The organism is Roseovarius ramblicola, assembly GCF_042430665.1.
GTDB lineage: Bacteria > Pseudomonadota > Alphaproteobacteria > Rhodobacterales > Rhodobacteraceae > Roseovarius > Roseovarius ramblicola.
In genome coordinates this window covers 206,485-230,590 of sequence record NZ_JBHMEC010000026.1, presented here as the reverse complement: position 1 = coordinate 230,590, position 24,106 = coordinate 206,485, and the positions used below count along the sequence as shown (strand labels likewise).

General features: G+C 66.9%; 25 protein-coding genes. 11 read left to right on the top strand and 14 right to left on the bottom strand.

From position 1 onward, the window contains the following. Window positions 1-189: 189 nt before the first annotated feature. The 12 genes from modC to ACFFU4_RS15895 form a co-directional block, all read right to left on the bottom strand. Window positions 190-1,284, bottom strand: a complete 1,095-nt coding sequence (gene modC / locus ACFFU4_RS15950) for a molybdenum ABC transporter ATP-binding protein (RefSeq protein ID WP_377070820.1) — start codon at window positions 1,282-1,284, stop codon at window positions 190-192. Then, complete coding sequence (gene modB / locus ACFFU4_RS15945; protein ID WP_377070819.1) at window positions 1,284-1,976, bottom strand: molybdate ABC transporter permease subunit; 693 nt, start codon at window positions 1,974-1,976, stop codon at window positions 1,284-1,286. The genes modC and modB overlap by 1 nt, the downstream gene beginning before the upstream one ends. A gap of 6 nt (window positions 1,977-1,982) precedes the next feature. Beyond that, the gene (gene modA / locus ACFFU4_RS15940; RefSeq protein WP_377070818.1) at window positions 1,983-2,753 is read right to left on the bottom strand and encodes a molybdate ABC transporter substrate-binding protein; all 771 of its coding nucleotides are present in this window, start codon (window positions 2,751-2,753) and stop codon (window positions 1,983-1,985) included. A gap of 69 nt (window positions 2,754-2,822) precedes the next feature. Next, a complete protein-coding gene (locus ACFFU4_RS15935; protein ID WP_377070817.1) occupies window positions 2,823-3,203 on the bottom strand; it encodes a winged helix-turn-helix domain-containing protein in 381 nt (126 codons plus the stop codon). A gap of 45 nt (window positions 3,204-3,248) precedes the next feature. Continuing rightward, on the bottom strand, window positions 3,249-3,371 hold the full coding sequence (locus ACFFU4_RS15930) for a hypothetical protein (RefSeq protein ID WP_377070816.1): 123 nt from the start codon (window positions 3,369-3,371) through the stop codon (window positions 3,249-3,251). A 99-nt stretch (window positions 3,372-3,470) separates the two neighbouring features. Beyond that, window positions 3,471-4,166: an ATP-binding cassette domain-containing protein gene (locus ACFFU4_RS15925; protein ID WP_377070815.1), complete on the bottom strand. Its 696-nt coding sequence runs from the start codon at window positions 4,164-4,166 to the stop codon at window positions 3,471-3,473. Beyond that, the gene (locus tag ACFFU4_RS15920; RefSeq protein ID WP_377070814.1) at window positions 4,163-4,921 is read right to left on the bottom strand and encodes an ABC transporter ATP-binding protein; all 759 of its coding nucleotides are present in this window, start codon (window positions 4,919-4,921) and stop codon (window positions 4,163-4,165) included. The genes ACFFU4_RS15925 and ACFFU4_RS15920 overlap by 4 nt, the downstream gene beginning before the upstream one ends. Then, a complete protein-coding gene (locus ACFFU4_RS15915; protein ID WP_377070813.1) occupies window positions 4,914-5,882 on the bottom strand; it encodes a branched-chain amino acid ABC transporter permease in 969 nt (322 codons plus the stop codon). Before ACFFU4_RS15915 ends, ACFFU4_RS15920 begins: the two co-directional genes overlap by 8 nt. Window positions 5,883-5,889: 7 nt before the next feature. Next, window positions 5,890-6,786, bottom strand: coding sequence for a branched-chain amino acid ABC transporter permease (locus ACFFU4_RS15910; protein ID WP_377070812.1), 897 nt, complete (start codon window positions 6,784-6,786; stop codon window positions 5,890-5,892). Between the two features lie 95 nt (window positions 6,787-6,881). Beyond that, window positions 6,882-8,192 (bottom strand): ABC transporter substrate-binding protein, encoded by a 1,311-nt coding sequence (locus ACFFU4_RS15905; RefSeq protein ID WP_377070811.1) that lies wholly within the window; start codon window positions 8,190-8,192, stop codon window positions 6,882-6,884. Between the two features lie 35 nt (window positions 8,193-8,227). Continuing rightward, entirely contained in the window at window positions 8,228-9,382 is a 1,155-nt protein-coding gene (locus ACFFU4_RS15900) for an acyl-CoA dehydrogenase family protein (RefSeq protein ID WP_377070810.1), read from the bottom strand. Then, the gene (locus ACFFU4_RS15895) at window positions 9,372-11,078 is read right to left on the bottom strand and encodes an AMP-binding protein (RefSeq protein ID WP_377070809.1); all 1,707 of its coding nucleotides are present in this window, start codon (window positions 11,076-11,078) and stop codon (window positions 9,372-9,374) included. The genes ACFFU4_RS15900 and ACFFU4_RS15895 overlap by 11 nt, the downstream gene beginning before the upstream one ends. A gap of 105 nt (window positions 11,079-11,183) precedes the next feature. Here ACFFU4_RS15895 and ACFFU4_RS15890 point away from each other — a divergent pair, with 105 nt between their 5' ends. Then, window positions 11,184-12,083, top strand: coding sequence for a LysR family transcriptional regulator (locus ACFFU4_RS15890; protein ID WP_377070808.1), 900 nt, complete (start codon window positions 11,184-11,186; stop codon window positions 12,081-12,083). A gap of 144 nt (window positions 12,084-12,227) precedes the next feature. Here ACFFU4_RS15890 and ACFFU4_RS15885 read toward each other — a convergent pair whose 3' ends face one another. Continuing rightward, window positions 12,228-14,264, bottom strand: coding sequence for a 4Fe-4S binding protein (locus ACFFU4_RS15885; RefSeq protein ID WP_377070807.1), 2,037 nt, complete (start codon window positions 14,262-14,264; stop codon window positions 12,228-12,230). Between the two features lie 115 nt (window positions 14,265-14,379). Here ACFFU4_RS15885 and ACFFU4_RS15880 point away from each other — a divergent pair, with 115 nt between their 5' ends. The 10 genes from ACFFU4_RS15880 (at window position 14,380) to ACFFU4_RS15835 (ending at window position 23,651) form a co-directional block, all read left to right on the top strand. Then, the gene (locus ACFFU4_RS15880; protein WP_377070806.1) at window positions 14,380-16,134 is read left to right on the top strand and encodes a cytochrome D1 domain-containing protein; all 1,755 of its coding nucleotides are present in this window, start codon (window positions 14,380-14,382) and stop codon (window positions 16,132-16,134) included. An 88-nt stretch (window positions 16,135-16,222) separates the two neighbouring features. Beyond that, window positions 16,223-17,020 (top strand): uroporphyrinogen-III C-methyltransferase, encoded by a 798-nt coding sequence (gene cobA, locus ACFFU4_RS15875; protein WP_377070804.1) that lies wholly within the window; start codon window positions 16,223-16,225, stop codon window positions 17,018-17,020. Then, the gene (locus ACFFU4_RS15870) at window positions 17,013-17,312 is read left to right on the top strand and encodes a c-type cytochrome (RefSeq protein ID WP_377070803.1); all 300 of its coding nucleotides are present in this window, start codon (window positions 17,013-17,015) and stop codon (window positions 17,310-17,312) included. Before cobA ends, ACFFU4_RS15870 begins: the two co-directional genes overlap by 8 nt. Before the next feature lie 125 nt (window positions 17,313-17,437). Then, window positions 17,438-18,577, top strand: a complete 1,140-nt coding sequence (locus ACFFU4_RS15865) for a cytochrome D1 domain-containing protein (RefSeq protein ID WP_377070872.1) — start codon at window positions 17,438-17,440, stop codon at window positions 18,575-18,577. Between the two features lie 3 nt (window positions 18,578-18,580). Then, window positions 18,581-19,570, top strand: coding sequence for a siroheme decarboxylase subunit beta (ahbB, locus tag ACFFU4_RS15860; RefSeq protein ID WP_377070802.1), 990 nt, complete (start codon window positions 18,581-18,583; stop codon window positions 19,568-19,570). Beyond that, window positions 19,567-20,016 (top strand): Lrp/AsnC family transcriptional regulator, encoded by a 450-nt coding sequence (locus tag ACFFU4_RS15855; protein ID WP_377070801.1) that lies wholly within the window; start codon window positions 19,567-19,569, stop codon window positions 20,014-20,016. Before ahbB (ACFFU4_RS15860) ends, ACFFU4_RS15855 begins: the two co-directional genes overlap by 4 nt. Then, a complete protein-coding gene (ahbB, locus tag ACFFU4_RS15850; RefSeq protein ID WP_377070800.1) occupies window positions 20,013-20,501 on the top strand; it encodes a siroheme decarboxylase subunit beta in 489 nt (162 codons plus the stop codon). Before ACFFU4_RS15855 ends, ahbB (ACFFU4_RS15850) begins: the two co-directional genes overlap by 4 nt. Before the next feature lies 1 nt (window position 20,502). Then, on the top strand, window positions 20,503-21,720 hold the full coding sequence (gene nirJ, locus ACFFU4_RS15845) for a heme d1 biosynthesis radical SAM protein NirJ (RefSeq protein ID WP_377070799.1): 1,218 nt from the start codon (window positions 20,503-20,505) through the stop codon (window positions 21,718-21,720). A 130-nt stretch (window positions 21,721-21,850) separates the two neighbouring features. Next, window positions 21,851-23,410, top strand: coding sequence for a cytochrome D1 domain-containing protein (locus ACFFU4_RS15840; protein ID WP_377070871.1), 1,560 nt, complete (start codon window positions 21,851-21,853; stop codon window positions 23,408-23,410). Between the two features lie 7 nt (window positions 23,411-23,417). Next, the gene (locus tag ACFFU4_RS15835) at window positions 23,418-23,651 is read left to right on the top strand and encodes a hypothetical protein (RefSeq protein ID WP_377070798.1); all 234 of its coding nucleotides are present in this window, start codon (window positions 23,418-23,420) and stop codon (window positions 23,649-23,651) included. 52 nt (window positions 23,652-23,703) lie between these two features. Here the strand turns inward: ACFFU4_RS15835 and ACFFU4_RS15830 are convergent, their stop codons facing one another. After that, a complete protein-coding gene (locus tag ACFFU4_RS15830) occupies window positions 23,704-24,084 on the bottom strand; it encodes a c-type cytochrome (RefSeq protein ID WP_377070797.1) in 381 nt (126 codons plus the stop codon). Window positions 24,085-24,106: the final 22 nt, after the last annotated feature.

The window sequence follows — 24,106 nt, the reverse complement described above, 5'->3', positions numbered from 1 at the left end:
TCCGATCCCGACCTGCTTCGCGAGGCCGCCCTGATCGGCGGTGAATGGATCGCACGGGTCGGCATGTAGCGCCCCTTCCCCGCACGCGGTGCCGCGATGGGCACCATGCCAGACATCAGCAAAGATGAGACCACGCGCGCCATCTCCGCCGCCGAGACCGCGACGGGTGACGTGATCCCGGTTTTGCGGTCACTCAGCGGTCCCCTGACTGGCGCGCCCCACGTCCTCGGGGGCGACGGCAACGGTCTTGATGATGGCATGGCAGGTCTGGCCGGGGACAAGGCCCATGGCGTCGGCGGACCGTCGGGTAATGCGGGCCGACAGACGGTCGCCGCCGAGATCCAGCGTGACCATGGTGCCCGGCCCCCGCCCGGGGCGGATCTCGGCCACCGTGCCCACAAGGGTATTCAGCGCCGAAAGCCCTTCGGGGCGCGCGCGCGACAAGATCACGTCCTGCGCTGCGATGCGCACCCGGATCGTGGCTCCTTCGCGGGCCGCGACCCGCGGCAGCCAGAGCGGTCCGGCCACGGCGGCAAGCTCGCTCAGCCCGTCGGGATGGTGCCTTGTGACACGCGCCGTCAGCACCGAGGCGGCCCCCCGCGCACCCATCGCACCCACGTCGCCCAGCACCTCACCGGGCGGACCCATGGCCGCGACACGGCCATCACGCAACGCGACAACCGTGGTCGCCAGACGCGCGACTTCGGAGGCGGAATGGCTGACATAGAGGATCGGGACGTTGACCTCGTCGCGCAGACGCTCGAAATAGGGCAGGATTTCCGCCTTTCGCTCCTCGTCCAGAGCGGCCAGAGGTTCGTCGGCGAGGATCAGGCGCGGCGCGGAGAGCAGGGCGCGGCCGATGGCGACACGTTGTTTTTCCCCCCCGGAAAGCGCGCCGGGGCGGCGATCCAGCAGGTCGCCGATGCCCAGCATCCCGACAACGCGGGACATCTCCTCTCGCGGCGCATCCCTGGGGGCGAACCAGGCACCGTAGGCCAGGTTCTGCCGGACGGTCAGGTGCGGAAAGAGGCGTCCCTCCTGAAAGATATAGCCTAGCCGACGGTGATGGGGCTTGAGCCTGACCCCTGTTTCGGTGTCGAGCAGGGTCAGCTCGCCCGCAGAGATCCGCCCCGCATCGGGCGTCAGCAGCCCCGCAACGGTGTTCACGATGGTCGTCTTGCCCGAGCCCGAGCGACCGAACAGGACCGTCAAGCCGGGCGGCGCCTTGAAATCCGCATCCAGCGTGAAGCCCGCGAAGGCATGGCGCACCGATATCTCCAGCATCACGCGCCCCCGACCCGGGCCGCCACGCGCCGACCGATCAGTTCGGACAAGAGCAGCGCCGACATGGCGACGACGACCGACACGACCACAAGCGTCATCGCAGACCCTTCGCCCCCCGGCACTTGCAGGAACGCGTAGATCGCCAAAGGGACGGTGCGCGTCTGTCCGGGGATGTTCGACACGAAGGTGATGGTGGCGCCGAACTCGCCCATCGCCTTGGCGAAGGCGAGGATGGTCCCGGCGACAATGCCGGGCAGAGCCATCGGCAAGGTGACGGTCACAAAGACCCAAGGCGGCGACGCGCCCAACGTGGCACCGGCCTGTTCGAGCTTTGGATCCACCGCCTCGACCGACAGCCGGATCGCCCGGACCATGAGCGGAAAGGCCATGACCGCCGCCGCCACCGCCGCCCCGGTCCAGCGGAAGGCAAGCACGATCCCCCACTCGGCGAGGATGCTGCCAATCGGGCCCTGTGTGCCAAGGGTCAGCAACAGGACATAGCCGGTCACGACCGGCGGCAGGATCAGCGGCAGATGGACGATGCCGTTCAGCACCTGCTTGCCCGGAAAGGACCAGCGCGCCAGCGCATAGGCGATGAAAATTCCCGGCGGCAGGCTGGCCACCGTCGCCCAGACGGAAACCCGCAGAGAGAGCGCGACCGCCTTCCACTCTTCGGGGCCAAGCCACTCCATCATCGCTTACTCGGCAACGACAACGAAGCCCTGACGCTCAAAGGCCGCCCGCGCCCCTGCGCCGCGCAGGTAGTCGAGAAACGCGGCCTCGGCCGGGAAATCGCGGTTTGAAAGATCGGCGGCGGGATAGACGACGGGTGGGTGCGTGGCCGCCGGAAAGGTGCCGACGACCATCACGTTGTCTTCGGCCACGGCGTCGGTGGCGTAGACGATGCCATAGGGGGCCTCGCCGGTGGCCACGAAGGCAAGCGCGGCGCGCACGTTATCGGCTTGCGCGATCCGGGGCGCGACGCCACGCCAGAGCCCGAGGTGTTCCAGCGCCGCCTTGCCGTAGATGCCCGCCGGCACGGCATCGACCAGCGCCATGGCGAGCCGCCCCTCGCCCAGAACGCCCGCAAGATCCATACCCGGCCCGATCCGGACCGGTGCGGCATCCGTGCCCGCCGCGATCAGCACGATGGAATTGTTGAGAAGGTCGAACCGCGTGCCGTCCTCGACCAAACCATCCGCCTCCAGCGTGTCCATCCAGCCCGGATTGGCGGAGATGAAGATATCCGCCGGCGCGCCCTGCTGAATCTGCCGCGCGAGCGCGGAGGACCCTGCAAGCGACACGATCAGATCGTGACCCGTCTCCGCCTCGAAACCGGCTTCGATTTCGGCCATGGCATTGGTCAGGCTGGCGGCGGCGAAGACGGTGATTTCGTCGGCTTGCACGATTTCAGGCGCGGCGAAAATCAAAGCGATTGCAGCGACCTTGAAAGGCTTGGGCCTGGACATGGATGGGGCTCGCTCGTGCTGATATGTTTCCCGAAACACATCGCAAGGGCGCACCGCTGCAGTCAAGCGTTATTTTTCGCCGGGAATATCCCTCAGCATCCCCGTGAGCGCCGCGAGACGCCCTGCGCCGCCCGCGGCGGCCTCCGCTTCGAATGCACGGTATTCAGCCAGCACCTCGTGCCCCAGATCGGTCAGCACCGCCCCGCCGCCGCCCGGTCCGCCCCGCGTGCTCTCGACCACGGGCGCCCGGAACATCGCATTCAGCGTACCGATCAGCTCCCATGCACGCTTGTAGCTCATACCCATGTCCCGACCCGCCGCAGCGATCGAGCCGCACCGGTCGATCCTGTCCAGCAGATCCGCCTTGCCCGGCCCCATCATCTCGTCCTCGCCAAAGACGATACGGATGCGCAGGCGTGGCTCGGGAGGGCGTTGTGGTCCGGATTGCATATCGAACTGTGTGCCGCATTCCCCGACCCGGTTCAAGTACGCGGTTCACGCGACTCCATCGCCGTCACCGCCGTCTCGCCGCCGATCCGCCTGCGGCAGGCCAAGGCGATGCGCCGGGATATGGCCCTGCTGATCCTCGCGCGGGACACGGGGCCTGAACGCTGTCATGCAAAGGCCCCCGACAGCGACCGCCCATGCCGCTCCGCGCACCGCAGCTTTCCGGTGCGCGCCGGCGTTTCCGGCATCACAGGGCGTCTCCGGGCCATATCAGACCGGATCCCCCGATATCTGTCCGCGTTCGATGAACACATGCCGGTCATAGAACGTGTTGCCCTCGGAAAGGCTTGAATCCGACACCAGAACCGTGCGGTCGGAGCGGGAACTGAGCTGCGACATGATCTCGCTGATCCGCTGCACGAGGGCGGGGGCGACGCCTTCGAACGGCTCATCCAGCAACAGCACGTCCCGCCCCGCCAGCAGCGCGCGCCCCAGTGCGACCAGCTTTTGCTGCCCGCCGCTCAGCGACAGGGCCTGCCGCTGCGCGAACCCCTCCAGTTCGGGGATGAAGGCATAGACTTCGCCCAGCCTTGTCCGGTTATGCCTGTTGGCCCCCATCCAGGATGACATCAGGATATTTTCCTCGACCGTGTAGCGCGGGATGAGGCGCCGGTCCTCGGGCATGTAGCCGATGCCCAGATCGACCCGGCGATGGGCCGGCTCATCCGACAACACCCTGTCACCCAGGCTGATCCGCCCGGCCCGCACCGGCAGAAGCCCCATGATCGCACGCATGGTCGTGGTCTTGCCGGCACCGTTGCGCCCGACGAGCGACACCATCTCTCCCTTGCGCAGCGCCAGCGATACGGCGCGCAGGACCGGCGTCGAGTCGATGGCGACACTGACTTCGCTGAGTTCGAGCAACGGCCCGGCCGTCCGGGCGGCCGCCTGCGAATGGTCGGTCATGCGCTTCCTCCCGTGACATACCGCTTGACATCATCCTGACCGAGCGCCGCCTCGGTGGGTCCGTCGGCGAGGATGCGGCCCTCGTGAAACACGATCACCCGTGCCGCGTATCTGCGCACGATATCCATGTCGTGCTCGATGAACAGCACCGCGACATCATCATCCGCCAGCGCGTTCATCACCACATCCATGAAGGCGAACTTCTCGTTCGAGGCGACGCCGCTTGTCGGCTCGTCCAGGAGCAGCACCCGCGGATGGCTGATCGTGGCCATCCCGACATCCAGCAACTTGCGCGTCCCGCCGGACACCTCGGTCGCACGATTGTTGCGGAACCCGCCCAGACCGAACCTCGCCAGGATTTCCTCGACCATCCTGCGCGCATCGCGGTTCCCGGCGCTACGCAACGGGCTGTGCCGCCGCGCCGCCCCCCGGATCGCCACATTGACCGCCACCAGAAGGTTCTCCTCCAGGGTCAGGTCGTTGAACACCTGCGGGATCTGGAACGACCGGCAGACACCGAGCCGCGTGATCTGCCGCGGTTTCAGCCTGGTGATCTCGCGGCCCTGTGCGGTGATGGTGCCGCTGTCCGGCCTCAGATAGCCGGTCACCATGTTCACGAACGTTGTCTTGCCCGCACCGTTGGCCCCGATCAGGCTGACGATCTCGCCGTTGTTGATGGTGACCGACACGTCATCGGCGGCCTTGACCCCGTTGAACGCCTTCTTCAGCCCGCGCGCCTGCAATGCCTCAGACATCGGGGACCTCCTTTGCCGGCGCGGCGGTCCGCTTCGACGTCAGGCGGCCGGCCATCGCGCTGATGCCGTTGGGCATGAACAGGATCGACAACAGCAGGAAAGACCCCAGCAGGAACTGCCACGAATTCGGCATGTACTGCCCCGCGACCAGGCGGATCGTCTCGAATATCGCCGTCGCGCCAAAGGCCGACAGGATGCCGTTCGGCCCGCTCAGCACGGTGATGAAGACAAACTCGCCCGATGTTGTCCAATAGGCCAGCTCGGGGATGATATGGCCCGACACCATCGCCACCAGCGCCCCGCCGATGCCAGCAAGCGTCGAGGCGATGACGAAGTTGCAGATCACGAGATAGCGAACCGACAGGCCCAGATACTCCAGCCGGATCTCGCAATCCTTCACGCTCGCGGAGGCAAGCCCCATCTCGGATTTCGAGTAGACATAGGCAAAGAGACAGGCCACGGCCGCGACCGCAAGGGCAAACACGTAGAACACATAGAGCCGCATCCCGGTGCCCGGCGCAAAGCCGAGATAGGTCGGGGCGGCGACCCCCACCCCGTCGGAGCCACCCAGGCTGACTGATTTCAGCAGAACGCCATAGAGGATCATCGAGAGCGCCAGGTTGAACATGGCGAAGAAGACCCCCCGGTAAGCCGACAGGAAGAGACCGATGAAAAGGCCGGTCAGGGCGCTCCCGGCCGCGGCCAGGACGACGAGAAGAAACGCATCGCTGATCCCCGCCTGCGAGATCAACCCGCAGATATATGCCCCCGCACAGTAATAGAGCCCCTGGCCAAAGGACACCAGGTTCATCCGCAGCAGCAGGCAAAGACCCAGCACGACCAGCCCTTTGGCCAGCACCAGCGCGCCGGTGTACAGGATCCATTCCGGCACGAGATATCCGGCCCCGGCGAGCACACAGATCGCCCCGCCCGCGCCGCGCAGGATGGTGTTTTGCGACATGACCATGTCAGATTTTCCTTTGCTGGATTTGCCCGAACAGGCCTTCCGGCCGCACCAGGAGCACAAGGCTCATCACCGCGTAGATGACGAACAGTTCGGCCTCGGGCCAGAGGTTGATCGCCGCCGCCCGCGCCAGGCCGACGATGCAGGCACCGATTGCCGCCCCCCCGATTGAGCCGAGCCCGCCGATCACCACCACCGCGAAGCTGAGAATGATGGCATTGACACCGATCGACGGCGTGATCGCAATCATCGGCGCGGTGAACGCCCCGGCCAGCGTCGCGAGAAACACCCCGAAGGTGAACGCGCCCAGATACACCCGCCCGACATTGATGCCCATGGCGCGGCTGATCTCATCGTCGTGTATGACGCTCTGCACCACCTTCCCGACATTGGTGCGGTCCAGCACCAGATAGGTCACCAGACCGACGAACACGGCGAGGCCGACGATGAAGAAATCGTACCCCACATAGAACAGCGGTCCGGCCTCGATGTTGCCGAACAGCGCATAGGGCCCGGGCACATAATAGGAATAGACGCCCCAGATCATCTTGATGACGTCCTCCAGGATAAGCGACAGACCGAAGGTCACCAGAAGCAGCACCACCTCGTCGCGCTCATAGAAGAGCCGCAGCAGAAAACGCTCCAGCAGCGGGCCAAGCAACACGGCGGCGATGATCGCGCCCGCCAGCATCAGCAGGAGAACGGCAAACCCCTCGACCTGTCCGAACGCCTCGCTGTTGACCACGGTCGCCGCGGCATAGGCACCGATGGCATAGAGGGCCCCGTGCGCCACGTTGAGGATCTTCATGACACCGAAGACCAGTGTCAGCCCGACGGCGACGAGAAAGAGCCACGCACCGTAAACTATGCCATCGGCGAATATGAAAACCGCGACGTCCATTGTCTTTCGTCCTGACTGTTTGATTGGCGGAGGGGCGTGCCCGCACCCGGTCGGAGAGCGGGGCACGCCGTTTCAGGTGTCGTCGCGCCGAGGCCTCAGCCGTCGCACTCCGCGCCCTCGAAGCCGGACATGATCCACTCTTCCGAGGTCATGCCAGGCGGCGGGTTGATGCATTTCGCGTCGAAATGCTCGACATCGATGAGCTCGACCCGGCCCTTTTCGGCATTCCACTTCGAAATGCCGATGGCGTTGCCCTGGATCGCCTGGTGGCCATCGCCGATCGCCATTTCGACCGTGCCCGAAGGCGTCTCGAACGTTGCGAACCGGAAGGCCGCGGCGATCTCTTCGGAGCTTGGCTTGTCGCCGCCGGTCTCCTCCATCGCCGCCTCCACCGCGGTCTTGAGGCCAAGGATCGTCTGCACGAAGCGGAACGGACCCTGCACCGCCGGAATGCCGTATTTCTCCTCGTAGGCTTCATAGAACCAGTTCGCCAGAGGCGTGTCGGGACGCAGCGCGCCGACCGCCCCCCTGCCGCCGGTCATCAGCCCCTCGGGCACCTTGTCCCCGAGCCGCGGAAGAACGTGCTCGGCCATCGCGAAGACGACATTGGTACGCGAAAACAACTGCCTTGGCCCGGCCTGAAGCAGGAACGCCTCAAGATCCCCGCCCCAGAGACTGGAATGAACCACGTCCGGGTTCAGCCGCATGAGCACGTTGACCTGCGTGCCGTACTGGCCGGCGCCGGGCTCGGGGAAAAGCTCGCCCACGATCTCGATATCGGGGTTCAGCTCCTGCAGGGCCAGGCGAAAGTCCCGCCACGAGTCCTGACCCCAGGAATAGTTCTGGTTGAACCCGGCGACGGTCTCCGCATCCGGCAACTGACGGTTGACGTAATGCGCGAGCGCGACATTGTCCATCGTGCTGTGAGAACCCGCGCGGAACACGTAGTCATAGTCGTTTTCCTCGAAGATGCGCGGCGTGCCGCACCCGCTGAACACGACGATCTTCTTCAGTTCGTCGGCAATCGGGGCGATGGCCAGGCAGTCGCCCGAGCCATCATAGCCGACCACGGCATCGACCTCCTCGCGCTGGACAAGATCGCGGAACCTCTGGATCTGCACCTGCGCGCCGCCCGTCTCATCGACCTTCACGATCTCGATCGGCATGCCGCCAAAGCCGCTCATGCCGTCATAGGGTGCGGGCACCTCTCCGGCATTCAGCGCCTCGACCATCAGTTCGCCGCCATTCATGGATGGCACACCGAACGCATCCGCCGCCGGGCCGGAGAGAAAGTTCACCATCCCCAGCTTGAACGTGTCCTGGGCATTCGCCGCCGACACGGCCCCCAGACCGACCGCAGCGGTCAGCCCGAGCGTCCGCAATCCCGTGCGGACCAGTATTTTCATGTTCTGTCTCATGGTCTTCCTCCCTTTTGACTCCGTCAGTTTCCGCCCGGCATCCCGCCAAGCGCTCTGCCGATGACGATGTTCTGGACCTCCGTTGTCCCGTCCAGGTATTCGGCCATCTTGGCGCAGGCCAGATGGCGCGGCAGATCGCACTCGCGCCGGAAACCGTTCGCACCCATGGCCTGCATGCAGGCGGCGATACCGGCAAAGGCGGCGCGCGTTGACATCTTCTTGGCATGGGCCGCTTCGACGCGGGCGTCCTTGCCGGCATCGAGCAGGCCGATGGCCTCGTCGGTCAGCAGTTGCGCCGCCCGCAGCGACGTCTGCACATCGGCCAGCGGGAACTGCACCCCCTGGAAATCCAGCGTGGTCTTTCCAAAGGCCCGGCGCCCCCCCGCATAGCGGATCGCGGTCGCCAGGCTTTCATCCAGAATCGCGCAGCACATGCCGCTGAGCACCGCCCGGGCCAGATCGATCCCCTGCATGGCCGCGGCAAAACCCTCGCCCGCGGGCGCAAAGGCCCGCCCCGGCGGCAGCACGCAATCCGTCAGGCGCAGGCCCGACGTGCCCATGACATGCCCGCCCATCAGTTGAAAGGCGGGCTCCACCGTCATGCCCTCGTCGCCACGCTCGACAAGAAACGAGCCGATGGACCGGCTGCCGCTGATATCCCCGACATGGGCATAGACACAGAACAGGTCCGCCACCACGGCGTTGGTCGTCCAGGCCTTGGCCCCGTCCAGCCGCCACGTACCGTCGTCCTGCTGCACGGCGCGGCTGCGCAGGGCGACGGCATCGGTGCCCGCCTCGGGCTCGGTCAGGCAGAAGGCCCCCACCAGATCGCCCTGTATCATCCGGCGGAGATACGTCGCCTTTTGCTGTTCCGATCCGATACGGGCGATCGCGCCCGTCAGGTTGAGATGCACCACGAGGCTGAAGGCAAACGCCAGGTCCGCCCGCGCGATCGCGGAAAGCACCGCCGTCGTGACCCTGACATTGGCCTCGCGGCCGCCCAGTTCACGCGGGACCAGAAGCCCTCCGAACAGCCCGATCGCCTCGCGCAAGAGGTCCTCGGGCACCGCACGGTCGCTTTCCCAGCGGTCGATGCACGGGGCCACCTTCGCCTTCGCGAACGCCCGCGCCGTCTCTATGAGGCGGTCGTCGCCGGCACCGGTTCCATCAAGACCCATGTCTTGCTCCTCCAATAATGTCATCATGCGGGCCACCCGGATGATCCGGGCCGGCACCGTCGCCCAGCCGTTGCTTCAGTAACTTGCGGTCGACCTTGCCGACCGAGGTGTATGGCAGGGACGCGACCTCGATGAATTCGTCCGGCAGCCAGTAACGCGGAAACCTGCGCTCCAGATCCCGGCCAAGCGCCAGCCAGTCCACGGACGCGCCCCCGGCAAGCACGACAAAGGCAACCGGCCGCTCGCCCCACCGGATATCGGGCCGCGCGACCATCGCACAGGTCGCGACGCGGGCATCCTCCATGATCGCGTCCTCTACGTCGCGCGGCGCGATCCACTCCCCGCCGGACTTGATCAGATCCTCCTCGCGCTCCAGCACGGTCAGATATCCCAACGCGTCGAGCGAGCCGATATCACCGGTCCGAAGCCAGCCATCGCCGGTCCATTTCTCGGGCTTCACACCGTGGAGATACGACCCCGTGACGCTGGCTCCCCGCACCTCGATCCCGCCCACGGGGCGGTGCGGCGCCCCGGCTGCGGGTGTTCCGCTCTCGACCAGACGCACCTGGGCAATCGGCAGCGGCAGCCCCTGTCGTGTCAGCACCTCGGCGCGGCGCTCCGGCGGGCCGTCCGTCCCCGGCTTGAGATGACAGACCGCCACCACGCCCGAGGTTTCCGTCATGCCCCAGCCCTGGAACATCTCTATTCCATGCCGGGCCAGCCCGTCGATCAGCGCCTTGTGCGGGGCGGCTCCCCCGGTCAGGATGCGCAAGGTGTCCAACGGCCGGGCGCGGCCCCGCGCCTCGAGGCATTCGAGGAAATTCGCCCAGACGGTCGGCACCCCCGCCATGAACGTGACCCCCTCCGCCTCCACCAGCCGCAGCAACGCCGCGCCGCCGACATCCGGCCCGGGCAGGACCAGCCGCGCCCCGGCCATCAGCGCCGAATAGGGAATGCCCCAGGCATTGACATGGAACATCGGCACCGCGGGCAGGATCACATCGTTCATGCCATAGCCGAACCCCGCCGAGGACATCTCGGCCAGCGCATGCAGCACCAGCGCCCGATGCGAATAGACAACCCCCTTGGGCCGCCCCGTGGTCCCGCCCGTGTAGCACAGCGTGGCCCCGGCGCGCTCGTCCTGCAGATCGGGCAGCGGCACCTCTCCGGCCCCCGCGAGGAGCGCCTCGTAGGATCGCCCCGCGGCGTGCCCGGCGTCATCCGCCGCATAGGCGTGCACGAACACCTGCTCGACCGCAGCCCCGTCACCGTCCGCAGCCGCCGCCTCCGACCAGAGCGGCAGCAGATCGTCATCGACAATCAGAAACCGGCTTCCGGCATCCTTGAGCACATAGGCGATCTCTTCCGCGCGAAAGCGCACATTCACGGTATGCAGGATCCCCCCCGCCATCGGCACACCGAAATAGGCTTCCAGATGCGCGCTGTTGTTCCGCATCAGCGTCGCAACGCGGTCGCCGGGCTTCAGACCGGCGTCGATCAGCGCCATCGCGAGGCGGCGGGCGCGGCACGCCAGATCGCGAAACCGGTAGCGGTCGATCCTGCCGTCAGGACGGCAGGACAGGATTTCCTGTTCGCCGTGCACGACATCCGCATGCGACAGGCATTTGTCCAGCGTCAACTGGTAATCCATCGTCGTCGCCGCGAGAACCGGGGGCTGGGGCTGGTGGTTCGGCATGCCTGTTGCAAGACCCTTGGAAGAAGAAATGTTGACATCCAGCCTAGAGAGTATTCTTACTTCAGTTCAAACGATAAAAAATGAAATGTAAGTTCAAATAATCCGATGAATCTCCAACAGCTCGAAACCTTCCTCTGGCTCGCCCGCCTGCAATCCTTCACCCGGACGGCGCAACGGCTGAACGCGACGCAGTCGACCATATCTATGCGGGTCTCCGACCTGGAGCGCGAGCTGGGCGTCCAGCTTGTCGACCGCTCCCAGCGTCAGATCCACATCACCGGCAAGGGCCTCGATCTGATGGTCTATGCCGAGCGGATGCACAAGCTCGTGTCGGACATCAGATCGCAGGTCGGCGACCCGGCAAAGATCGGCGGCACGATCCGGATCGCGGCGGCCGAGCTCGTCGCCCTCACCTGGCTGCCCGGCCTGGTATCGCGGCTGAACGCGCTTTATCCCGGCTCCAAGGTCGAGCTGGAGGTGGGGCTCCGCGGCACCTCCCACAGCCGCCTGAAATCCGGCGAGCTTCAACTTTGCATCCTGCCTGTCTTCGGGGCCGAAACCCCCGGCTTCGAATACACATCCCTCGGGGAGGTGGATTTTCGCTTCATGGCCAGCCCCGGATTCGACAGGGGCGGCAATCCGTTTTCGCCCGCCGATATTGCCGGGCTGCCCCTGATCATGCTCGGGCCCAACTCGGTGGTTGCCGAGCTGCAACTCGACTGGTTCCGCCGCAACGGCGTCACGCCGGGAACCGTCACGCAATCGAACTCGATGGAAATCAGCGCCGGGCTGGTGCGGTCGGGGCTGGGCGTATCGTTTCTGCCTCTGGACTACTACGCCGCCGACATTGCCGCCGGTCGCATGATATGTCTCGAAACCAGCCCGGCGATATCCGCCGTGCCGTTCTGCGTGATCCAGTCGGCCAACGCGCCCTCATATGTTGACGACATCACGACCGTCATCAAGGAGGTTGTCCGGTCGCTCGACCCGCCGGCGCAAGCGTGACGCACACGACTGGCCGTCCATCCCGGCCAGGGCGGGCGCGCAGGACCGCCCCCGTCGTCACGACCGCGCCGTGGACCGGCCGCGCAGGCGCGTATCCTGCTGCTGATCCGCACCCGCAGGATTGGGTCCCGACGACATGGTCTGTCATGCCGGTTTGCGTTGGCGGCGTTTGAGCACCGGACAGGTGGCGGGATCGGTCATCACCACCTGACAGCGCAGGCACAGCACGCATTCGTTGGGGTTGATGCGGCCCAGCGGGTCGATCGCCCCGACGGTGCACTTGGTTTCGCACAGGCGGCATTCGCGGCCGCATTGCGGGCGGCGGTGCAGCCAGTCGAAGATTTTCAGCTTGGCCGGAATCGCCAGCGCCGCGCCCAGGGGGCACAGGTAACGGCAGTAAAAGCGCTCGATGAAAAGCCCCGCCAGCAGCAGCGCCAGCACAAAGGCGACAAACGGCCAGGCGCGCATCATGCGCATGGAAATGGCGGTCTTGAACGGCTCCGCCTCGGCCAGCCGCAGCGCCAGATCCATCGAGTAGAAGCTGAGCGCGAGGATGGCGACGAAAAGCGTGTACTTGATGATCCAGAGCCGCTCGTGCAGCGCGTGCGGCACCGCGACCTGCGGCACGCCGAGACGGCGGGCGGCAAGGTTGCTAAGTTCCTGCAACGCCCCGAACGGGCACAGCCAGCCGCAGAACACGCCGCGCCCCCAGAACAGCAGACCCAGCGCCACACCGGACCAGAGCGTGAAGATCACCGGCTCGATCAGGAACGTCTCCCACCGGAACCCCGAGAGCAGCGATTGCACAAAGGCCACCACCTGCACCACCGACAACTGCCCGTTCAGCATCCAGCCCAGCCACACGAGCGTCAGCGTCAGATACCCCAGCCGCAGCCCCAGCCACAGCCGCTTGCGCCGCACGATCCATTCCTGCACCAGCAGGATCAGCGTCAGCGCGCCCATCATCACCATGACCGAGGCGACCTGAAGCCGCTTCTCCTGCCAGCGCGATTGCCAGAGCGGCGCGGGTTCGGCGGGCGGCTCGGTGATATAGGCGGCGGGCAGGGCATAGCCCAGATCGGTGACAAAGCTGACCTCGTCCGTCTCGGTGGCGCGGCTGGCGGTCAGCTCCACCGTGAAGGGTTGCGCCGGGTCGAACCCCTCGCCGGGCAGGTGGAAAATGCTGCGCTCCCTGAACCCGGGCGCGCCGTCGATGGCCAGATCATCCACCCGGGCATAGCCGGATTTGACCAGCGCGATGCGCGCCTCCCCCTGCACCACCGCCAGCCGGTCGAACACGCCATCGCGCCGCCACGCCGTGCCGCGATGCGAGTATAGCCCGCGCGACGCCACGAAAAGCGCCGTCTCGCCCGGACCCAGCGCGCCGACGGCGCGGGTGTATTGCTGCTGGCCAAGGATGTTGCGCCCGATGGTGGGCGGGTCGATCAGCGCCGCGTACAGGTCGATGAACGGCGCGTCGCCCTCCGGCACCGGCACCCTGGCACCAGCCAATGCCTTGCTTGCCTCGGTCATCGTGACGGTGCGGTTGATGATCGCGCCCTCGGCCATCAGCGCGGACCAGTTGCGCGGCGCATAGCTCACCCGGTCGATGCCGCCCCCCGGCAGCACCCCGCGCGCAATCGCCAGCGTGCGCGCCGTGCGCAGGATCGAATCGCGGATCACCCCGGTCGAAACCGTGGCGCGCGAGATGATATCGGGCATGTCCGGCCCCTGCCCCGCACCCTCCGGGGCGGTCAGATCGACCCCGGCAAAGCCGCCGACGAAGCGGGCGATATCCGCGTCCGACAGGCCCAGCGTCAGGATCGGCTCGGCATGACGCATCAGCCGCGCGCCCGCGATGCGGCCAGCCGTATCGACCGCCACGAGCACATCCAGCGGACGGCCCGAATAGCCGACCGAGCGCGTCACCTCCCATGTCGAGGCGATAAAACCAAGCGCGCCCGACGGCCCCGAGACCGCCCATCCCGGCACCGCGTCCTCCTGCCGTTGCAGGGCCAGCGGACCTTTGTGGCCGAACAGATCGGCGGCCAGCGCGCGCGTGGGCGTGGCGACGTCGATGCGATCCTCCAGACCGGGCCTGCTCACGCCCTGCGCCTGCACCTGCGCCGATGACAGGGGCAAGAGACCGGCAAGCACCAGGACGATAAGGACAACACGCATCATGCCCGGACTGTGCCGCCGGCCGGCCCGCAAGGCGTTGACTTTGGTCAAGGTGCCCCCGGCGCATCTGCCGCAGACTCCCTCCTGCCTCACCAGCGGAATTGGAGAACCCCAAATGATACCCAGGAAAGCCACATGGCGCGCCACGCTGCTGTCAGGCGCGGCCATCGCCCTCGGGCTGGCTGTCTCAGGCGCAAGCGCACAGGACAAACCGGCCGATCACGGCGATGACGCCTCGGCAGCCTATCAGCCCAGCATGACCACGCTCGGCCAGCTTCAGGTCGAGATCCCGGGCCGCAAGCCCGGCGACCCGGTGATGACCCCCTCCGAATACCAGAAGGCCAACACAATCTATTTCGAGCGTTGCGCCGGCTGTCACGGGGTGCTGCGCAAGGGCGCGACCGGCAAGGCGCTGACCCCCGACATCACCCGCGAGAACGGGTATGAGTATCTGCGCGACTTCATCACCTACGGCTCGCCCGCGGGCATGCCCAATTGGGGCACATCGGGCGACCTTTCGGAAGAAGAGGTCGACATGATGGCGCGCTACATCCTGCTCGATCCCGCCGCGCCGCCGGAATTCGGCATGCCCGAGATGAAGGCGAGCTGGACCGTGCATGTCGCCCCCGGGGACCGGCCCACCGAGAAGATGAACGATATCGACATCGACAACCTCTTCTCGGTCACCCTGCGCGACGCCGGGCAGATCGCCCTGATCGACGGCGCCAGCTACGAGATCAAGGCGGTGATCGACACCGGCTACGCGGTGCATATCAGCCGCATCTCGGCCTCGGGCCGCTACCTTCTGGTGATCGGCCGCGACGCCAAGCTCAACATGATCGACCTGTGGATGGAACAGCCTGCGACGGTGGCCGAGATCAAGGTCGGCACCGAGGCGCGGTCGGTCGAAACCTCCAAGATGAAAGGCTGGGAAGACAAATACGCGATCGCCGGGTCCTACTGGCCGCCGCAATACGTGATCATGGATGGCGACACGCTGGAGCCGCTCAAGATCAAGTCGACCCGCGGCATGATCTATGACGAGCAGACCTACCACCCCGAACCCCGGGTCGCGGCGATCCTCAGCTCGCATTACAATCCCGAATTCATCGTCAACATCAAGGAGACCGGCAAGATCCACCTGGTGGATTACTCCAACATCGAAAGCCTGAAGATCACCGAGGTGGAGGCCGAACGCTTCCTGCACGATGGCGGGCTCGACAGCACCAAGCGCTACTTCCTGACGGCGGCCAACGCGCGCAACGCGGTGGTGGTGCTCGACACCAAGGAGGGCGATGTCGAGGCGGTGATCGACACTCAGGGTCAGACGCCGCACCCGGGGCGCGGGGCCAATATCGACCACCCCACCTACGGTCCGGTCTGGGTCACCTCGCATCTGGGCGATCCGACGCTGGCAATGATCGGAACGGACCCCGAGGGCCATCCCGAGCACGCCTGGAAGATGGTGCAGCAGGTCTGGGCCATGGGCGGCGGCTCGCTCTTCGTCAAGACGCACCCCGAGTCGGAGAACCTCTACGTCGATGCGCCGCTCAACCCAGATGCCGAGGTCTCGGGCTCGGTCGTCGTGTTCAAGGTGGCCGATCTGGCGCAGGAAGAGCCGGAATATACCGTCCTGCCGCTGGTGGAATGGGCCGGGATCACCGATGGCCAGCCGCGCGTCGTGCAGGGTGAGTTCAACAAGGCCGGCAACGAGATCTGGTTCTCGCTGTGGAACGCGGCGGACAAGGAATCGGCCCTCGTGGTGATCGACGACAAGACGCTGGAACTCAAAAAGGTGATCAAGGACCCGCGCCTGATCACGCCGACGGGCAAGTTCAACGTCTACAACACGCGCGCCGACGTCTACTGACACGGGCCGCGTGCGCCGGGGGCCCCGTGAGGGCGGCCCCCGGCACCTTTCCAAGAAACCTCAAGAGCCCAGCCGAGGAGCCAGGACAATGACAGGAACGGGGACGGGGACGAGGACGGGGACAGGCAAGGTATGTCTGATCGGCGCAGGCCCCGGCGCGGTCGATCTGATGACCCTTCGCGCGGTGGAGATGCTGAAATCCGCCGACGCGGTTGTCTTTGACCGGTTGGTCAGCCCCGAGATCCTGGCGCTTGCCCCTGCTGGTGCCCGGATGGTGCCGGTGGGCAAGGCCCCGAAATGCCACACCGTGCCGCAGGACCGGATCAACGAAATCCTGCACGAACTGGCCTGCGACGGGCTGACGGTGGCGCGGCTCAAGGGCGGCGATCCCCTGATCTTCGGGCGCGGCTCGGAAGAGGCGGGCTATCTTGCGGCGCGCGGCATCGCGGTGGACTACGCCCCCGGCATCACCGCCGCCCAGGGCATGGCCGCAAGCACCGGCGTGCCGCTCACCCATCGCGGGTTGGCCACCGGCGTGCGCTACGTCACCGGCCACCGCGCGCGCGACGCGCGTCTTGATCTCGACTGGCAGAGCCTCGCCTCAGAGGACACCACCCTGGTGATCTACATGGGCGCCGCCAATATCGCCGAGATCGCCCTCAACCTGATGCGCGCGGGCCTGCCCGGCAGCCTGCCGGTGCTGGCGGTGGCGCATGTCACCACCCCGCGCGAGGCGCGCCACATCTCGCGGCTCGACCGGATCGGAACCGACATGGCCGAACGCCCGATGCCCGCGCCGGTCCTGTTCGTTCTGGGCCACGTTGTCTCGCTCTACCAGAGCGCGCCGCTGCCGCTCGACCTGCCGCAGGTGATGGCCGGTGAGTAAGGCGGCGCTGATACTGGCGCTGGCCGCCGTCCCGGCGCTGGCCGAGCCCGACGCACAGGCGCTGACGCGGCTGGTCCGGCAGGATTGCGGATCGTGCCACGGGCTGACGCTCAGGGGCGGGCTGGGGCCGGATATCCGTCCGCAGGCGCTCACGCATTACCAGGCCAAGGGGCTGACATCGGTGATCCTCGACGGCGTGCCGGGCACGCCCATGCCCCCCTGGCGGCCGCTTCTGACCGAGGCGGAGGCGGCGTGGATTGCCGACTACCTGCTGACCGGAGACCAGAGATGAGCCTGACCCGACACCCATTCGGGGGCGCTGCCCCCGCCGCCCTGCGGGCGACTCCCCCGGGATATTTGAGGCAAGATGAAACACGGACCCCGTTTCTTTTTGGCAAAAATACTCACTTGCGACACCTGCTGACCGCGGCGGCGCTGGTGCTGTGCGGCGCGCTGGCCACCGGCGCAGAGGCGCAGGCCACCGGCGATCTGGGGCTGGTGGTGGAACGCGCGAGCGGGTCGCTGCTGGTCGTCGATCAGTCCGAGCGCGCCCGGATCGGGCGGATCGGGGGGCTGGGCGATCTGAGCCATGCCAGCCTCGTCTACTCTCCCGATCAGCGCTTTGCCTATGTATTCGGCCGCGACGGCGGGCTGACCAAGGTGGACATTCTGGAGCAGCGCATCGTCGGCCGCGTCATGCAGGCGGGCAATTCCATCGGCGGGGCGATTTCCGACGACGGGCGCTATGTGGCGGTCTCGAATTACGAGCCGGGCGGCGTGCGGGTGTTCGACGCCGAAACGCTCGATCCGGTGGCGGATATTCCCACCGGCGGCAAGACCATCGGGCTGGTGGATATCCCCGGCACGCGCTTCGTGTTTTCCCTGTGGGACGCGGGCGAGACCTGGATCGCCGATCTCTCCGATGTCCCGCCGCAGATCACCCGGATCACCGGCATGGGGGCGAACCCCTATGACGCGCTGGTCACCGGCGACGGGCGGACCTATATCGCGGGGCTCTTCGGGGCGGATCACCTGACCGCGCTCGACCTGTGGCAGGCGCGCCCCGAACCGCGCGCCATCCTGCCCGGCTATGCCGAGGGGCGCGCGGGGCTGCCGGTCTACAAGATGCCGCACCTTGAGGGCTGGGCGCTGGCGGGCACCGAATTCGTGCTGCCCGCCATGGGCCAGCACGAAGTGCTCTGGGTCGATGCCCGCAGCCTGGAGGAGACCGGGCGCACGCAGACCCATGGCCAGCCGGTCTTTGCCATGGCGCGACCCGATGGCCGTCAGGTCTGGGTGAATTTCGCGCACCCCCGCAACGACACCATTCAGGTGATCGATACGCTGACCAAGCAGGTCATCCACCAGTTCAAACCCGGCCCCGGCGTGCTGCATATGGAGTTCACCCCGCGCGGCCACGAGGTGTGGCTGTCGGTGCGCGACGCGGGCCGGGTCATGGTCTACGACACCGAAACCTTCGAGAAACTGCGCGAGATCGAAGCCGAGAGCCCCTCGGGCATCTTCTTCACCGCCCGCGCGCACAAGACGGGACTCTGAGCGATGCACCGGTTTGCCGATCCCATCGACCGCGCGCTGCTCGATGACTGGCAGCGCGATTTCCCGGTCGCCGCGCGCCCCTTCGCCGCGCTGGCGCAGCACCTTGGCACCACCGAGGCCGATGTGATCGCACGGCTGCGCGCCAGGCAGGCGGCGGGCCAGATCACCCGTGTGGGGGCGACCGTGGCCCCCAATACCATCGCCGCCAGCACCCTCGCCGCCGTGGCCGCCCCCGAGGGCCGCGTCGAACAGGTGGCGGCGATCATCGGGGAGGAGCCGGGGGTCAACCATTCCTACCTGCGCGAGAATACATGGAACCTGTGGTTCGTCGCCACCGGGCCGGACCGGGCGCATGTCGGGGCCGCCCTCGCCCGGATCGCGCGGCGCAGCGGGCTGCGGGTGCTGGATCTGCCATTGGTGCGGCCCTTCAACCTCGATCTGGGGTTCAGCCTTCGCGGCGAGACCGGCGCGCGCCTCGCGCCGCCGCCGCCGGATATCACCGTGCTGCGCCCCGTCGATCGCGGGATCGTGCAGGCGCTGATGCGCGGCCTGCCCCTGACCCTGCGCCCCTATGCCGACATCGGCGCGCCGCTCGGGCTGGACATGGACGCGGTGATCGCGCGCATAAGGGTGCTGGTGGCGGCCAGGATCATCGCGCGTCTCGGCGTCATCGTGCGGCACCGCGCGCTTGGCTGGCGGTCCAACGCGATGGTGGTCTGGGATCTGCCGCATGACGCGGTCACCATCGCGGGGCCGGTGCTGGCGGCGCAGCCCGGCGTGACGCTGTGCTACGAGCGTGCGCCGGTCGAAGGGGTCTGGCCCTACCGGCTCTATTCGATGATCCACGCCCGCAGCCGCGCCGAGGCGCTGGCAAGGCTCGGGGCCGCGGCGGACCGCCCCGAATTGCGCGGCGCACCGCATCTGGCGCTGTTTTCCAGCCATTGCTTCAAGCAGACCGGCGCGATGGTCGCCGGGGAAAGGACACCCGCATGAGCCTTGACGAGACCGACCGCGCGATCCTGAACAGGTTGCAGGACGGCTTTCCGGTCCGCCCCGATCCGTTCGCGCAGGTGGCCGCAGAGTTGCGCCTGACCGAAACCGATCTGCTCGCGCGGCTGGAGCGGATGAAATCCGCCCGGATCATCACCCGCTTCGGCCCGTTCTTCGATGCCGAGGCGATGGGGGGCGCGTTCTGCCTCTGCGCCATGGCAGTGCCGGAGGCGGAATTCGACGCCGTTATGACCAAAGTCAATGCGCACCCCGAGGTGGCGCATAATTATGAGCGCAGTCACCGGCTCAACATGTGGTTCGTTCTGGCCACGGAGCGGCCCGAAGAGATCGCGGCGGTGGCCACGTCCCTCGAGCGGGAAACCGGGCTGCGCGTGCTCCGTTTCCCCAAGCTCAGGGAATTCTTTATCGGATTCAGGGTTGCCGCATGAACATCGACGCCACAGACCGCCGCATCATCGCCGCCACGCAGGGCGGCCTGCCCCTCGTGCCACAGCCCTATGCCGTCGTGGCCGGGGAGTTGGGGATTGACGAGGAAGAGTTGTGCACCCGCCTGCGCACCATGCAGGACCGCGGCGTGATCCGCCGGGTGGCCGTCGCCCCCAATCACTACGCGCTGGGCATGCTTGCCAATGGCATGTCGGTCTGGGATGTGGCGGATGCGGCGGTGGCCGATCTGGGGGCCCGGGTGGGCGCGCTCGACTATGTCAGCCATTGCTACGAACGCCCGCGCGCCCTGCCCGACTGGCCCTACAACCTCTTTGCCATGATCCACGGCAGCAGCCGCGCCGAGGTCGAGGACAAGCGCGGCCGGATCGCCGCGCTGCTGGGCGATGCCTGTCGCGGCCATGACATTCTCTATTCGACACAGATTCTGAAGAAAACGGGGCTGCGGCTGCGTTCAAAGGAGGGCTGAGATGTTTCGCCTCACCGAATACATGCACCAACTCGTTACCCCCACCCCGGTGCGCGCGCGGGCCGCGACGGGGCCGGTCAGGCCGGTGGTGATCTGGAACCTGACCCGGCGCTGCAACCTCAAGTGCCGGCATTGCTACACGGTGTCGGCGGATGTCGATTTCCCCGGCGAGCTGAGCCACGAACAGGCGATGGCGACGCTGGACGATCTCGGCGATTTCGGCATTCCGGCGCTGATCCTGTCGGGGGGAGAGCCGATGGGCCGCTTCGATTTCTTCGAGCTGGCCGAGGCGGCGCGCAGGAAGGTGCGGTTCCTGGCGCTGAGCACCAACGGCACGAAAATTCACGGCGAGGCCGCCGACCGGGTGGCCGGGATCGGCTTTCAGTATGTCGGCATTTCGATCGACGGGATCGGTCGCACCAATGACTGGTTTCGCGGCGTGGACGGGGCCTTTGACGACGCGCTGCGCGGTGTGCGCGAATGCAAGAAGCGCGGGATCAAGGTGGGGCTGCGCTTTACCCTCACGCGCGACAACGCGGCGCAACTGCCCGATCTGCTGAAACTTTGCGATGACGAGGGGGTAGATAAATTCTACCTCAGCCACCTTGTCTATGCCGGGCGCGGCGACAAGAATCGCGGCGAGGATGCGCAGCACGATCACACGCGCCGCGCGCTCGACATGCTGATCGAGCGCGCCTGGTCGGCTGCGTCCGAGGGCGCGCCGCTCGATCTTGTCACCGGCAACAACGACGCCGACGCGGTCTATCTTCTGCGCTGGGCCGAAGCGCGCTTCGCGCCGGACCGCGTGGCCCACCTGCGCGATCACCTTGAGGCCTGGGGCGGCAATTCCTCGGGCCTCGGGGTCGCCAATATCGACACGCTGGGCCGCGTGCATCCCGACACCTACTGGTCGGATTATACCGTGGGCAACGTCAAGACCGCGAAATTCTCGGACCTGTGGACCGGCAATGACCCGATGCTGGCGCAGTTGCGCCGCCGTCCGCGCCCGTTGAAAGGCCGCTGCGGGGCCTGCGCGTTCAAGTCGGTCTGCGGCGGCAACACCCGCATCCGGGCGCTGCAACTGACCGGCGATCCCTGGGCCGAGGACCCGGCCTGCTACCTCGATGACGCCGAGATCGGCGTGGCCGATGCCGCCGAGCGCCTGACCGTGACCCCTTTCCGAGGCAAGAGACATGATCCGGTTCACTGCTTTGACTAGGTACGCCACCCGAATGGCGCAACCGAACCCGCGCAGCACCCTGCCCGGCGGCACCGCCGGGCAGCCCCCGACCGCCCCCCCGGGCGGGGGCTTCACCCCCACCCGCGGTCGGGGGCTGCCCTTGGCCTCCATGCCCGGGCGTTTCGGTTTCCTCGGGCTATGCACCGGCCTGCTCGCACTCCTCGCAGGTCCGGCCACGGCGGACCCGGCGCAGATCTACGCAACCGACTGCGCCGCCTGTCACGGGTCCGACCGGCTGGGCGGCGACGGCCCGGCGCTGATCCCGCAGACGCTGGGGCGGATGCGCGGGCCAAAGGTGGCCGAGGTCATCGCCCATGGCCGCGCCGCCACGCAGATGCCCGCCTATGGCGAGACTTTGAGCGAAACCGAGATCGAGGCGCTGGCCGAGTGGCTGAAAAAGCCGCTCGATCATGTGTCGGACTGGACACCAACGCAGATCGCCGCAACCCGCTGGCGCGATCCCGATTACACCCCCGCCGAGGCCCCGGCCTTCGACGCCGACCCGCTCAACATCACGCTGGTTGTGGAAACCGGCGACCATCACGTCAGCGTGCTGGATGGCGATACATTCGCGGTGCTGGACCGCTTCGCCACCCCCTTCGCGGTGCATGGCGGCCCGAAATTCAGCCCCGACGGGCGCTACGTCTTCATCATGTCGCGCGATGGCTGGGTGCAGAAATACGACATCTGGTCGCTGCATCAGGTGGGCCGGGTGCGCGCCGGGCTCAACAGCCGCAACATCGCGATGAGCGCCGATGGCAAATGGCTGGCGGTGGCCAATTACCTGCCGATGACGCTGACCCTCCTCGACACGGACGACCTGAGCGTGAAATCCGTCATGCCCGTCACCGGCAAGGATGGCACGCCGAGCCGCGTCTCGGCGGTCTATCAGGCCCCGCAGCGCGACAGTTTCATCCTCGCGCTGAAGGACGTGCCGGAGATCTGGGAAGTCGCCACCGACCCCGAGGCCGAGCCGGTCTACGAGGGGTTCGTCCACAGCCGCCGCAAGGACATGATCGAGGCGCTGCCCTCGTCCCGGGGATTGTTCGCGCGGCGACGGATCATGCTGGGCGCGCCGCTCGACGATTTCTTCTTCACCGACGATTACCGCCACCTGATCGGCGCGGCGCGCGACACCGGGCGCGGCGTGGTGGTCAATCTCAACGTCGGCCGCGAGATCGCCGACCTGCCGCTGCCCGGCATGCCGCATCTGGGATCGGGCATTTCATGGGAGCGGGGCGGCCGCCGGGTGATGGCCACACCGCACCTCAAGGAGGGGATGCTGTCGATCATCGACACCGAAAGCTGGACCGTGACCGACACCATAAAGACCGACGGCGCCGGCTTTTTCCTGCGCAGCCACGAGGACACGCCGTATTTCTGGGCCGACGTGTTCTTTGGCCCCGACCGCGACGCGATGCATGTGATCGACAAGCAGAGCCTGGAGATCGTGCGCACCCTGCGCCCGGTGCCCGGCGCCACCGTCGCGCATGTCGAATTCACCCGCGACGGCCGTCACGCGCTGGTGTCGGTCTGGGAAGACGACGGCGCGGTGATCGTCTATGACGCGACAACGCTGGACGAAGTGACCCGCCTGCCGATGCGCAAACCCTCGGGGAAATACAATGTCTTCAACAAGATCACCTTCTCCGAAGGCACCAGCCACTAGGCGGCCCATGCCCCGGATCACCCCACCGCCCCTGCGGCTGTACCTCCTGCTCTACCCGTTCACCGCGCTGGCGGTGGCGATCAACCTCTTCATGCTGGCGCTGCTGTGGCAGGCGGCGGGCTGGCCCGCGCTGTCGCCCGTGACCGCGCTCTGGCTCTGCCTGCCGCTCGGCCTGCCCGCCAACTGGTGGGTCACGCTCTGGGTCAGGGGCCTGATCGACGAGGCCGAGGGGCGCAAATGAAACGGGCCGCCCCGCGCATGGCAGGGCGGCCCCGATCCCGGCATCGCCGCGATTACTCGAACGTCGCCAGGTAGGCGATCACATTGGCGATCTCCTCGTCCTTGCGCAGCCCGGCAAAGGCCATCTTGGTGCCCTTGGCGTATTTGCGCGGGCTGGCGAGGAAGGCGGCAAGCTCGTCCTCGGTCCAGACCGCGCCTTCGGCGGCCATTTCCTGGAACACGTCGGAATACCTGAAATCCTCGACCGACGCGACCGGCCCGCCCACGACACCGTTGAGCGCCGGGCCCACGCGGTTCTTGGCATCCTCGCCGACCATGTGGCAGGCCTTGCACTTGCGGAACACCTTTTCGCCCGCCTCCGGGTCGCCCTCGGCGAGGGCGGGGGCGGCAAGGCTCAGCATCAGCGCTCCCGTGGTGATCAGTCTGGTGAACATTTGGAAATCTCCTCTCGGTTGG

What these genes read in the sequence shown, in the direction of transcription:
- ACFFU4_RS15885 (WP_377070807.1), bottom strand. Translation starts at nt 14,264, where the DNA reads ATGCGTGTTGTCCTTATCGTCCTGGTGCTTGCCGGTCTCTTGCCCCTG.
- ACFFU4_RS15925 (WP_377070815.1), bottom strand. Translation starts at nt 4,166, where the DNA reads ATGACCGACCATTCGCAGGCGGCCGCCCGGACGGCCGGGCCGTTGCTC.
- cobA (WP_377070804.1), top strand. Translation starts at nt 16,223, where the DNA reads ATGACAGGAACGGGGACGGGGACGAGGACGGGGACAGGCAAGGTATGT.
- ACFFU4_RS15830 (WP_377070797.1), bottom strand. Translation starts at nt 24,084, where the DNA reads ATGTTCACCAGACTGATCACCACGGGAGCGCTGATGCTGAGCCTTGCC.
- ACFFU4_RS15855 (WP_377070801.1), top strand. Translation starts at nt 19,567, where the DNA reads ATGAGCCTTGACGAGACCGACCGCGCGATCCTGAACAGGTTGCAGGAC.
- ahbB (WP_377070802.1), top strand. Translation starts at nt 18,581, where the DNA reads ATGCACCGGTTTGCCGATCCCATCGACCGCGCGCTGCTCGATGACTGG.
- ACFFU4_RS15890 (WP_377070808.1), top strand. Translation starts at nt 11,184, where the DNA reads ATGAATCTCCAACAGCTCGAAACCTTCCTCTGGCTCGCCCGCCTGCAA.
- ACFFU4_RS15900 (WP_377070810.1), bottom strand. Translation starts at nt 9,382, where the DNA reads ATGGGTCTTGATGGAACCGGTGCCGGCGACGACCGCCTCATAGAGACG.
- ACFFU4_RS15915 (WP_377070813.1), bottom strand. Translation starts at nt 5,882, where the DNA reads ATGTCGCAAAACACCATCCTGCGCGGCGCGGGCGGGGCGATCTGTGTG.
- ACFFU4_RS15910 (WP_377070812.1), bottom strand. Translation starts at nt 6,786, where the DNA reads ATGGACGTCGCGGTTTTCATATTCGCCGATGGCATAGTTTACGGTGCG.
- ACFFU4_RS15905 (WP_377070811.1), bottom strand. Translation starts at nt 8,192, where the DNA reads ATGAAAATACTGGTCCGCACGGGATTGCGGACGCTCGGGCTGACCGCT.
- ACFFU4_RS15930 (WP_377070816.1), bottom strand. Translation starts at nt 3,371, where the DNA reads ATGACAGCGTTCAGGCCCCGTGTCCCGCGCGAGGATCAGCAGGGCCAT.
- modA (WP_377070818.1), bottom strand. Translation starts at nt 2,753, where the DNA reads ATGTCCAGGCCCAAGCCTTTCAAGGTCGCTGCAATCGCTTTGATTTTC.
- ACFFU4_RS15835 (WP_377070798.1), top strand. Translation starts at nt 23,418, where the DNA reads ATGCCCCGGATCACCCCACCGCCCCTGCGGCTGTACCTCCTGCTCTAC.
- ACFFU4_RS15840 (WP_377070871.1), top strand. Translation starts at nt 21,851, where the DNA reads ATGCCCGGGCGTTTCGGTTTCCTCGGGCTATGCACCGGCCTGCTCGCA.
- ACFFU4_RS15935 (WP_377070817.1), bottom strand. Translation starts at nt 3,203, where the DNA reads ATGCAATCCGGACCACAACGCCCTCCCGAGCCACGCCTGCGCATCCGT.
- ACFFU4_RS15880 (WP_377070806.1), top strand. Translation starts at nt 14,380, where the DNA reads ATGATACCCAGGAAAGCCACATGGCGCGCCACGCTGCTGTCAGGCGCG.
- ACFFU4_RS15920 (WP_377070814.1), bottom strand. Translation starts at nt 4,921, where the DNA reads ATGTCTGAGGCATTGCAGGCGCGCGGGCTGAAGAAGGCGTTCAACGGG.
- ACFFU4_RS15895 (WP_377070809.1), bottom strand. Translation starts at nt 11,078, where the DNA reads ATGCCGAACCACCAGCCCCAGCCCCCGGTTCTCGCGGCGACGACGATG.
- nirJ (WP_377070799.1), top strand. Translation starts at nt 20,503, where the DNA reads ATGTTTCGCCTCACCGAATACATGCACCAACTCGTTACCCCCACCCCG.
- modC (WP_377070820.1), bottom strand. Translation starts at nt 1,284, where the DNA reads ATGCTGGAGATATCGGTGCGCCATGCCTTCGCGGGCTTCACGCTGGAT.
- ahbB (WP_377070800.1), top strand. Translation starts at nt 20,013, where the DNA reads ATGAACATCGACGCCACAGACCGCCGCATCATCGCCGCCACGCAGGGC.
- modB (WP_377070819.1), bottom strand. Translation starts at nt 1,976, where the DNA reads ATGGAGTGGCTTGGCCCCGAAGAGTGGAAGGCGGTCGCGCTCTCTCTG.